Here is an 11,350-nt window from a genome sequence, read left to right as displayed (position 1 = left end):
ATCAAACAACGCCGGATGCAGACCAAACTGCCCCGCCCGCTCCCGCTCCTCCTCCGGAAGCCCAACCTCGGCGAACACCTCACCATCACGCCGCCACGCACGCCTCAACCCCTGGAAAACCGGCCCATACTCCAACCCGTTCTCCGCAGCCCGCACATACTCACCCGACACATCAACGACCTCAGCACCCACCGGAGGCCACACACCGAAGTCGTACTGAGCCTCGGAGACGGACGTGGCCGAGCCGAGCACACCATGGGCATGCCGCGTCCATGCCGCACCTTCACCGTCCGCTTCCGCCCGCGAGAACACACTCACCTCGCGGAAGCCGGAGGCGTCCGCCTCGCCCACCTCGACCTGAAGGTGCACTCCACCCTGCTCGGGCAGGATCAGCGGCGCCTCCAGGATCAGTTCCTCGACCCGGCCGCAGCCGACCTGGTCCCCCGCCCGTACCACCAACTCGACGAAGGCCGTCCCCGGCAGCAGCATCACACCGTGCACGGCGTGATCCGCCAGCCAGCCATGGGTGGCCAACGACAGCCGCCCGCTCAGCAGCACCCCGCCACCACTCGCCAGCGACACCACCGCACCCAGCAACGGGTGTCCCAGCGAGCCCAGCCCCACCGAACCCACATCGCCCACACCAGCGGGCGAGTCAAGCCAGAAGCGCTCGTGCTGGAAGGCGTAGGTCGGCAGCTCGACACGGCGGGCGCCGTGGCCGGCGAACACCTTCCGCCAGTCGACACTGGCCCCGCTGACATGAAGCTCGGCGGCGGAGGTCAAGAACCGCTCCGGACCGCCCTCGTCACGCCGCAGCGTCCCCACGATCACGGCTCGCCGCTCGGCGGCCTCCACGGTCTGCTGCACCGGCAGGGTCAACACCGGATGCGGGCTCACCTCGACAAACACGGTGTGGCCCTCGTCGAGCAGGGTGCGCGTGGTGGTCTCCAGCTCAACCGTCTGCCGCAGGTTCCGGTACCAGTACTCCGCGTCCAGACCAGCGGTGTCCACCAGCTCACCGGTCACCGTGGAGTAGAACGGCACCTCCGACGAACGCGGCGCGATACCCGCCAGAACCCTCAGCAGCTCCTCACGGATCCCCTCCACATGCGCCGAGTGCGACGCATAATCCACCGGAACCCGACGAACCCGCACCTCCTCACCCTCAAGCTCCGCCACCATCTCATCCAACGCACCCGGATCACCCGCCACCACAACCGAACCCGGACCATTCACCGCCGCCACCGAAATCGCCCCACCCCACCGGGCGATACGCTCCTCCGCCTCCCCAACCGCCAACCCCACCGACACCATGCCACCACGACCAGCCAACCCCACCGCGATCGCCTGCGACCGCAACGCCACCACCTTCGCCGCATCCCCCAGCGACAACGCACCCGCCACACACGCCGCCGCGATCTCGCCCTGGCTGTGACCCATCACAGCATCCGGCTCCACACCCACCGAACGCCACAGCTTCGCCAGCGACACCATCACCGCGAACAACACCGGCTGCACCACATCCACCCGGTCAAACCCGGGAGCACCCTCAACCCCACGCAACACATCCGTCAACGACCAGTCCACATAAGCCGACAGAGCCGACTCACACTCCCCGATCGCCTCCGCGAACACCGGCGAGGACTCCAACAGCCCCACCGCCATACCCACCCACTGCGCCCCCTGCCCCGGGAACACAAACACCGAACGACCAGGCGTTTCGGCGTCCTTCCCCCACACCACACCGGGGAGCTTGTCGCCCTCGGCCACCGCCGCCAGGCGCTCCAGGAGTTCCTCACGGCTGGCCCCGGTGACCACGGCGCGCTGCTCGAACGCGTACCTGGTCGTGGCCAGCGAGAGCGCCACATCGGCCGCGCCCAGCTCGGGGCGCTCGGCCACGAACTCCCGCAGCCGCCCGGCCTGCGCCCGCAGCGCCGCGTCGGTCTTGCCCGACACCACCCAGGCCACCGGGCCCGCGATGCCCGCGACACCACCGTCAGCGGGCTCCTCGGCCTCGACCTCGGCCGCCTCGGCCTCCGGGGCCTGCTCCAGGATCACATGCGCGTTCGTCCCGCTCACACCGAACGACGACACACCGACCCTGCGCGGCTCACCCGTCTCCGGCCACGGGGTCGACTCGGTCAGCAGCTCGATCTCGCCCTCGGACCAGTCCACGTGGCTCGACGGGGCGTCGACGTGCAGGGTCTTCGGCAGCACACCGTGCCGCATCGCCATGACCATCTTGATGACACCGGCGACACCGGCGGCGGCCTGTGTGTGACCGAGGTTCGACTTCAGCGAGCCCAGCCACAGCGGCCGTCCCTCGGGCCGGTCCTGCCCGTATGTGGCCAGCAGCGCCTGCGCCTCGATCGGGTCGCCCAGCGTGGTGCCCGTACCGTGCGCCTCGACCGCGTCGATCTGGCTCGGGGTCAGCTCGCAGTTCTCCAGGGCCTGCCGGATGACACGGCGCTGTGACGGGCCGTTGGGGGCCGTCAGACCGTTGCTCGCGCCGTCCTGGTTCACGGCGGAGCCGCGTACCACCGCCAGGATCTGGTGCCCGTTGCGCCGGGCGTCCGACAGCCGCTCCACCAGCAGCACGCCGATGCCCTCGGACCAGGTGGTGCCGTCCGCTCCGTCGGCGAACGCCTTGCACCGTCCGTCGGCGGCCAGTCCGCGCTGGCGGCTGAAGGTGACAAAGCCCTTGGGGCTCACCATGACCGTCGCACCGCCGACCAGCGCCATGGAGCACTCGCCCTGACGCAGCGCCTGCGCGGCCAGGTGCAGCGCGACCAGCGCCGAGGAACAGGCGGTGTCCACGGTCAGCGCGGGGCCTTCGAAGCCGAAGGTGTAGGAGACACGGCCCGAGGCGATGCTGGTGGTGGCGCCGTTGTGGAGGTACGGCTCGATCTCGTCCGGGATCTGCGCGGCCTCGGACGCGTAGGTGGTGTGCATGGCACCGGTGAAGACGCCCGTCTGACTGCCGCGCAGCGACGCGGGGTCGATGCCCGCCCGCTCCATGACCTCCCAGGACGTCTCCAGCAGCAGCCGCTGCTGCGGGTCCATGGCCAGGGCCTCGCGGGGCGAGATGCCGAAGAACGCGGAGTCGAATTGGTCCGCGTCGTGGAGGAAGCCGCCTTCGCGAACGTAACTGGTACCCGGATGCTCCGGATCCGGATTGTAGATCCCCTCCACGTCCCAGCCACGGTTTGTCGGGAAGGGCGAGATGGCGTCCGCTCCATCGGCGACCAGGCGCCACAGTGCCTCCGGGGAATTCACTCCACCCGGAAATCGGCAGGCCATACCGATGATGGCGATGGGTTCGGTCGCCGAGCTGATCAGCTGGCGGTTCTGACGCCGGAGCCGCTCGATTTCCTTGAACGACTTGCGCAGCGCTTCAACGGCCTTGTTCTGGTTGGATGCATCAGGCATCAGAAACTCCACACTTAACGCGTCGTTCGCTGGAAGAGCGCAACGGCCCTGAAAGTTATGAAAACACGCATTGCCAGACGGACACCGGCCACACTAGCCCCGGCCCCATAAGGGAAACCCTAGAAACCCATCCAGGCATGGTTGACAACCCCGGACGGTGTTCCGGGGGATTTGGTTTCAGTGGCGTTTCACCAGCCGTGTGATCCTTGCCACGGTCGCGTTTTCCACCGCTATTCGAGCCCCCGAAAATTTACGCGCTGTTTTCACGCGCCAGGTTCTTCTTCGAGGCGGATCGCACCGGTTGGGCAGCGGGATACGACCTCACGCAGAACGTCCAGCCGTCCGGTGTCGGGCTGTGCGTCGAGCAGCACGACGGAACCGTCCTCGTCGCTCTGGTCGAACAGGTCAGGTGCGATCAGCGCGCACTGGCCCGCCGCACAGCACACCTCACGGTCGGCGGTGATCCTCATCGGGTCTCAGTCCTACCTCGTTGTTCGGGATGGCCGGCATGGTTATGCCTGGTGGGCCCTCTTGCGTGACGGTGACGGACGGTGGGAGAGATCCCCACCGCCCGTCGTATTCACCGCTTGTACATCTCGATCAGTCGTCCCAGGTGACGGGGAGCGACCTGGGGCCGTAGTGCACGAAGTCGTCGCGCATCTGGATCTCATCGCTCGGCACGGCCAGCCGCAGCGTGGGGAACCTGTCGAACAGGGCCTCGTAGCCGACGCGCAGGATCGTGCGGGCGAGGTGCTGGCCGAGACACTGGTGGACGCCGTGGCCGAGCCCCAGGTGCCCGTGGTCCGTGCGGCCGATGTCCAGCTGGTCGGGGTTCTCGTAGCGCTCGGGGTCGCGGTTGACGGCGGGCAGGGCGACGGTGACCACCTCGCCCTTCTTGATGGTCTGACCGGCGAACTCGACGTCTTCGAGCGCCCACCGGCTGGCCCCGAGGTGGGAGATGGTGAGGAAGCGCAGAAGCTCCTCGACGGCGGCCCCCATGAGCTCCGGGTCCTCCTGAACCCTGGCCAGTTGATCGGGGTGCTCGAGCAGGGTGTAGACGCCCATGGCGAGCATGTTGCCCGTGGTGTCGAAGGCCCCGGTGATCAACGTGGCGGTCATGCCCATGAGTTCCTGCTCGGTGAGCTGCCCGCCGCGGATCAGGTCCCCGAGGATGTCGTCCCGGGGGTCGTCCATCCGGGTGGGGACGAAACGGGCCAGGAACCCGCTCATCCCGGACACGGCGGCCAGCGCCTCGGGAACGGTGGAGGAGAGCCGGCCGAGGGTCTCCACATGACGCTGGAGGCTCTTCCGCTCCGATTCGGGGACGCCGATCATCTCGCACATCACCCGGGAGGGCACGGATTCGGTGAAGACCTCCACCAGATCGGCGCCCGGACCGGCCTTTTCCAGATCGTCGAGTTGTTCGTGCACGATTCGCTCGATCATGGGGGCGAGCTGACGCGTGCGCCGGACCGTGAAAAAGCCGGTGACCAGCTTGCGATACTTGCTGTGAACCGGGTCATCCGTCTTCGCGAAGGCGCCCGGATCGGCCGGACCGTCGTACGCCAGCTCCGTGGGGACGGGAGAGATTATCCCTTCCTGGCGCGCGCTGAAGCTCTTATGGGTGAGCAGTTCCTTCGCTTCGGCATGACGGGTGATGAGCCATCCGGGCGTGCCGTCCGGATAACTCATGCGCGTTATCCGCTCCTGCTCCCGCAGGGGGGTGTAGCCATCCGGAGGATCGAAGGGGCAGCTCCGCTTGGTGGGCAGTGACACAGGGGGGTGCGGGGCGTCGACCAAGACTCCTCCATCGATTCATAATCCATGCATCGAGGTCGTCGGCGGCTACACCGGCTGGCTCGATCTCGATGCTAGCTTCGCCATCGGCCCGGAAGCGCACCAAAAGGCCCCCGCAGGCAAGGTCTGCAAATTTCCTTAGACAAAGGCGGGAGCTGTTGACCCCGTGCGCGCGGGTACACTCACCGCGCCGACCGCGACGTCTGAACGCGTGGCGGCCTCACCGCTCCCCCTACCCCGGGTACGCCGTCTCCAACCACATCTGTTGTCACCGGGTCTGACTCGACGTCGGCTCCGGCCACCGCGCTCCGTGGAGACGCCGGGAGAACACGGGGGTGACGGGCCCGTCACGCCCGTGCTGCCACCCTTCGTCGGGGAGTGTCAGCGGGACGCCACGTTCCTGTCGGCACCGACACGCGTGGGAGGGGTTCCGTCCGATGCCACCGCCGAAGGCTCTCGCCCTGCGGCCCAGGGTGTCGAAGACGTTACCGGCCCCCGCACAGGATCGGCCAGAGGTGCGCGACCCCGGGCGACCCCAGATGCCACTGTCCAACGCGGCGGTGACGGCCGCCTTGTCCGGCGGACACGGTCCGGCGGCGCCCCCGCCCTCCGCCACCCGGTTGCGGCCCGCCGGGCAGGACACGGTCGGCAATGGCGCGGTCGCGGCGGCCCGCCGTACCGAGACCGCCCCCGGGCAGCAGCCGCCCACGGCCGAGGCTGCGCGGGTGGACACGGCGGAGGCGGCGCGGGTGGAGACGGCGCAGGCGGCGCGGGTGGAGACGGCGGAGGCTGCGCGGGTGGAGACGGCGGAGGCTGCGCGGGTGGAGACGGCGGAGGCAACACCCGCGGCCTCCCCCGCCGCCCCCGAGGTCAAGGCCCGTCCCGGCCCGGACGCGGATCCGAAGTTCGCGTCGCTGAAGAAGGACGTAGGGCGCAAGAAGCGCTCGGTGGCGGCCTCGCACCCGCCCCCGAAAGCGGAGGCCGGTGCCGCGCAGGACGCCGCCCGGCCGCCCAAGGACGACGAAGAGGCGCAGGGCAAGACCGCCAACGCCGAGAAGATGAACGAGGCCAAGCCGAAGGACTTCGACAAGGACGCGTTCATCAGGGCGGTCGAGAAGGCGATCGCCGAGAAGGCGCCGAAGAACCTCGACGAGGCGGACAAGTTCGCCGACTCCGGCAAGGCCGGTGAGGTGCGCGAGGAGGTGCACGGCAAGGTCGGCGAGGGGAAAGCGGACTCGGCCGAGCAGATCGCCACCACCACCGCCGCCCCGCCGGACACCTCGGCGGCCGTCCCCAAGAAGGTCGTACCGCTGACCCCGGACCGGCCCCCCGGGACCCCGGGCACGCCGAATCCGGCCAACGCCGTACCGGACAAGCTGCCGCCGTCGGCCACCGACCTGTCCGCCGGCCCCGCACAGGTCGACCGGCAGATGGCGGACGCCCAGGTCACCGAGGCGCAGTTGAAGAAGTCCAACGAGCCGACGTTCAGACACGCCCTGGGCGAGAAGAAGGCCGCCGAACGGCACTCCGAGGTGGCTCCCGGGCGGATGCGGGGACATGAGAAGAAGGAGCTGACCGCGGCCACCGCGCGGGCGAGGCGGCTCGGCGCCGCCGCCATGGGCGCGATGGGTGCCCAGCGGGTGCGGACCGGCCAGCAGGTCGGGACGGGCAAGTCCGGTGCCAAGGGGCGGGACGAGGAGAAGCGGGCCCAGGTCACGGCGGTCCTGCAAGGGGTCTTCGACACGATGAAGAAGGATGTCGAGGCCATCCTCAACGGCCTCGACAAGCTGGTCGACGACCAGTTCGGCCGGGGCGAGAAGGCGGCGCGGGACGCGTTCACCGCCGAGCACCAGCGGAAGATGGACGAGTACAAGGACCGCCGGTACTCGGGTGTGACGGGCAAACTCCGCTGGGTCCGGGACAAGTTCGCCGGGCTGCCCGCCGAAGCGGACAAGATCTTCGAGGAGGCCCGCGACAACTACGTCCGTCGGATGCGGCAGGTGATCTCGGACGTCGCCGACACCATCGGCACGGAGCTGAACCGGGCCAAGCGCCGTATCGCGCAGGGCCGGGGCGAGTTGCGGGACGCGGTGCGCGGGCTTCCGCCCGATCTGCGGTCCATCGGGCAGCAGGCGGCCGCCGAGTTCGCCGACAAGTTCGATGAACTCACCCAGTCCGTGGACGACAAGGGAACTCAGCTCGTCGACACGCTGGCCACCAAGTACACCGACGCGCTCAAGTCCGTGGACGACGAGATCGCGGCGGAGAAGGAGAAGAACAAGGGTCTGGTGGCCAAGGCCGTGGACGCGGTCACGTCCGTGATCAACACCATCCTGGAGCTGAAGCGGCTGCTGCTGTCGGTCCTCGCCAAGGCCGCCTCGGCGGTCATGCTGATCCTCAAGGACCCGATCGGCTTCCTGCGCAACCTGGTCTCGGCCGTCGGCGCCGGCCTGCGGCAGTTCCTGCGGAACCTCGGCCACCATCTTCAGCAGGGCATCCTGTCCTGGCTGCTCGGCAAGACGGCCGAGGCGGGTATCGAACTGCCGTCGAAGTTCGACGTCCAGGGCGTGCTGAAGATGCTCGCCTCCCTGCTCGGGTTGACCTGGCAGTCGATCCGTGCCCGCATCGTCCGCAAGGTGCCGAAGATGGAACCGGCGGTCGCGGCGGCCGAGACCGCGGTGCCGCTGGTCGCGGAGGTGCGCAAGCGGGGCGTCGCCGGGATGTGGGCGGACCTCAAGACCCGCGTGGGCGACCTGCGCAAGGATCTGCTGGACAAGGTCATCGCCTACGTCACCCCGACGATCGTCGTCGCCGGGATCATGTGGGTGATCTCGCTGCTCAACCCCGCGTCGGCGTTCGTCCGGGCGGTGAAGCTGATCATCGACATCGTGCGCTTCATCGTCACCCAGGCCCGCCAGATCATCGAGTTCGTGAACACCGTGCTCGACGCGGTCATCGCGATCGCGAGGGGCGGCAGCGGGGGTGTGCCGGGCCTGATCGAGCAGGCCCTGGCCCGCTCGATCCCCGTTCTGCTGGGCGTCCTGGCCGCGATCCTGGGCGTGGGCGGGATCGCCTCCCGGGTCAAGCAGATCGTCCAGGCGATGTCCAAGCCGGTGGGCCGGGCGGTGGACTGGGTGATCGACAAGATCGTGGGGCTGGTGAAGAAGCTCTGGTCCAAGATCAAGCCAAAGTTCCGGAAGAAGAAGCCCAAGCCGAAGCCGAAGCGCCGCCCGGACCGGAGGCGCCCGGGCCGCCCGCGCCGCCGGACCCGGCCGGACCAGCGGCGCCGCCCCGACCGGCGCAGGCCCGAGCGCAGGCGCGGCCCGAAGAAGAAGCGGCCCGACAAACGGCGCGGCAAGCGGCCGGACAGGCGGACCGCGGCGGACAAGAAGCGCGCCCTCGACGCCGCCGTACGCGATGCGACGCACTTGCTCAACGAGGAGTCGGCGACGGTCAAGTCCGTACGGCGCGGGCTCCCGGGCATCAAGCGGCGGCACCGCCTCACACGGATCCGGCTCAAGAAGGTGACCGGGGACAAGTACCGCATCAAGGTGGCCATCAACCCGGAGGCGGAGACCCCGGTCGAGGACCTGGGCGACAAGTTCCCCTACAAGATCGGCCCGGCCGAGGGGAATTTCAAGATCAGGAAGCATGGGAGGGTGGTCGATCAGCTCAACCCGGTCAGGAACCTCCCGATGACGGGGCGGGACCATCGGACCGGCTTCGTCGTCAACATCGCGGCTGTCCCGGGCGAGGTGAAGAAGAACCCGGGCATGGCCGCCCGCTACCTCCACGACGCGTGGAAGAGCCCCGAGACCAAGCACTTCGGGCCGGTGAGCACCGCCGTCGTGATCGGCGTCAACACCTTCGAGCACCTCGACCAGAAGAACGACAGCAGGGTCCTCAACGAGGCCATCGACGTCGTGAAGCGACCGCTCAAGCTCATCATGGCCGTGTTCGGCTTCATCTGGACGCCCAGATGGCTCCACAACGACGGCCATGAGGTCCCCATGGCGGAGGTCCGCAAGAAGTACCAGAAGCTGGAGACGGACGGCGAGAAGCGCATCGCCGAGAAGCAGGAGAAGGGTCTGCGCGACAAGGGCGCGCTCCCCTATGGCCTCTTCCGCGAGGAGGTGACCAACTCCTCGTACACCCGCGAGGCGACGGCCATCCTGTCGGAGGCCAACGACCAGGTCCACATCCTGGGCCAGGACGCCGACACCGGGGTCGCGGTGTCCGAGACGATGGGGGTTCTCGCCGCGTACAAGCGGATCCTGGACGCGATGGAGAGCCATCCGCAGATCACCATCGGCGGCTACCACTTCAGGGGCTTCAACTGGAGCCCGGAGGGCGACCAGCGCCCCAAGCAGCTCACCCTGCTCGCCAACGCGCTGGACCGGGCGATCCGGGTCGTCATCGGCAAGCGGTTCCCGCAGATGCTCTACCCGACCGAGCCGAACATGCTGATCAAGGCGTGGGACCGGCATCGGCCGGACGGCCTGTTCCAGAACAGCCGCCTCCACGCCCTGCGCCAGATCCAGGGCGGGCTCTACGGAATCGGCAGCGCGGAAGGACGCACCCTGCGGATCAGGTACATGGAGGTCTTCGGCGAGGAGCTGCCCGTCGCCTACGCGCCCGAGGCATCCACCACCACGAGTCCGGAGCCGGACGACGAGGACCGCGGACTGACCGTGCGCCCGTCCGGCGTTCACCGCGCCGCGCGGGGGAAGATGCGGGCCAAGGGCGGCGCGGAGGAGGCCATCCGGGTCGCACACCGGATGTACGCGCTCATCATCCAGTCGCAGTCCTACACCAGCGCCCACACCCTCTCCCGGGAGTACTTCCACGCGAATCCCGGGATGTCCAAGAGGCTCCGGTTCACGCTGCGGGACACCGTCTTCGTCCATGTCGAGAACGTGGCGATGCTCATGGCCGACAACCCCAGGCTGACCGCACAGAGCGCCGCCATCCAGGCTGAGCTCCAACGGCTGGCGGAAACCGTGGACCGGCTCGTCCGCGGCTCGGGCGGCGACCAGCGGCGCAAACAGGCCGTCCAGCGGGCCCGCGATCTGGTCTCCGACATCATCAAGGCGATGACCGCCCCCGAGCTGCACACCTACTGGGAGAGTGTCAGCACGGCGCTGGACGAGGCCATGAAGGACGCGCCGGAGAGCGGAGGAGAGCAGCGGTGAACCCGGAGGCCGACATCGGCCGGCTGCGGGACGAGGCGTCACGCGAGGACTACGCCTCGATGGCGCGGCTGGCGCGGGCGCTGTACGCGAGCGGTCTCGGGCCGCGCGAGGTGCTGCGCGAGGCCTACGGCACCGGCTTCCCCGAAGAGGTCTTCGTCCTGGTCGGCGCCGGGCTTTCCGCCCTCGACCTGCTGGCCTACTTCACCCATCAGCCCTGGCAGCTGGCCGTCCCGCCCGAGCAGGGCGGCCCCGAAGAGGTTCCCGGCCCGCTGGCCGAGACCGAACGGCTGGTGCTGGCCCTGGACCCCGGGCTGCTGCCGCTGGCGCAGATTCCCGCGGCCACCTCCGCCGGGGACGACCGCATCGTGTGCTACCGGTTCGAGGAGCTGCGGGCGGGCCGGCCCACGGCCTTCTGCCTCCGCGCGGCGCCGTACCCCTACAGCGAGGTGCGGGACGCGGAAGCGGTGCGCTGCGGGGATTCCCTGCTCGAGATGTTGTACGAGGTGCACGCCGACGACCTCCGCCGCCTCGAGGAGGAGCTGCACCAGCCGTGGAACCGGGGCGCCGGGTCGGTCGACCGCGGGGAGGTGGAGGAGGCGCGCACGACCCTGGAGCTGGTCGAGGAGTTGCGCCGGAAGGCGGCCGGAGCCGGACGTCAGGAGGGCTGAGCGGCCTTCTTGGGTGCCACCACCGCCACCACGACGGGCGGGGGCGGGACGGGGCTCGTCCGGGCCGCCGCGTCCGCCACCGCCGCGTTGCCCACCTGGTTCTGACCCGCCGCGAGGAGATGCTCGACGGGGGTGGGCGGCTTCGCCGGAGTGGGGGCCGGGGCCGGGGTCTGGTGGGTGGCCGTGGCCGTGTCCTGCGGGCGGGCCGGTGGTACCGGCGCCAGCAGGCGGTGCGGGGAGAGCGGAGGTTCGGTGGGCAGCATC

The 11,350-nt window shown here is 69.3% G+C and carries 6 protein-coding genes; 2 read left to right on the top strand and 4 right to left on the bottom strand.

Annotated features, from left to right (window positions below; all coding sequences use genetic code 11):
• From ABD329_RS38250 to ABD329_RS38240, 3 genes are all read right to left on the bottom strand, one after another.
• Nucleotides 1–3,429: type I polyketide synthase (locus tag ABD329_RS38250; RefSeq protein ID WP_344317584.1), on the bottom strand; the 3,429-nt coding region annotated here is incomplete at its 3' end.
• Between the two features lie 263 nt (nt 3,430–3,692).
• Nucleotides 3,693–3,899 (bottom strand): ferredoxin, encoded by a 207-nt coding sequence (locus tag ABD329_RS38245; protein WP_044567505.1) that lies wholly within the window; start codon nt 3,897–3,899, stop codon nt 3,693–3,695.
• A 130-nt stretch (nt 3,900–4,029) separates the two neighbouring features.
• On the bottom strand, nt 4,030–5,121 hold the full coding sequence (locus ABD329_RS38240; RefSeq protein WP_198279812.1) for a cytochrome P450: 1,092 nt from the start codon (nt 5,119–5,121) through the stop codon (nt 4,030–4,032).
• A 542-nt stretch (nt 5,122–5,663) separates the two neighbouring features.
• Between ABD329_RS38240 and ABD329_RS38235 the strand changes: the two genes are divergently transcribed.
• Nucleotides 5,664–10,418 carry a phage tail protein gene (locus ABD329_RS38235; protein ID WP_198279811.1) on the top strand — a complete coding sequence of 1,585 codons (4,755 nt, stop codon included), beginning with the start codon at nt 5,664–5,666 and terminating at the stop codon, nt 10,416–10,418.
• Nucleotides 10,415–11,086, top strand: coding sequence for a hypothetical protein (locus ABD329_RS38230; RefSeq protein WP_309142852.1), 672 nt, complete (start codon nt 10,415–10,417; stop codon nt 11,084–11,086). Before ABD329_RS38235 ends, ABD329_RS38230 begins: the two co-directional genes overlap by 4 nt.
• On the opposite strand, the gene ABD329_RS38225 is transcribed toward ABD329_RS38230, so the two are convergent.
• The gene (locus tag ABD329_RS38225) at nt 11,074–11,349 is read right to left on the bottom strand and encodes a hypothetical protein (RefSeq protein WP_344317583.1); all 276 of its coding nucleotides are present in this window, start codon (nt 11,347–11,349) and stop codon (nt 11,074–11,076) included. The two genes, ABD329_RS38230 and ABD329_RS38225, sit on opposite strands and share 13 nt — an antisense overlap.
• Nucleotide 11,350 lies beyond the last annotated feature (1 nt).

The organism is Streptomyces javensis, from assembly GCF_039525925.1.
Classification (GTDB): domain Bacteria; phylum Actinomycetota; class Actinomycetes; order Streptomycetales; family Streptomycetaceae; genus Streptomyces; species Streptomyces asiaticus.
Note: the sequence above shows the minus strand (reverse complement) of the source record. Positions and strands in the feature narration are given on the sequence as shown.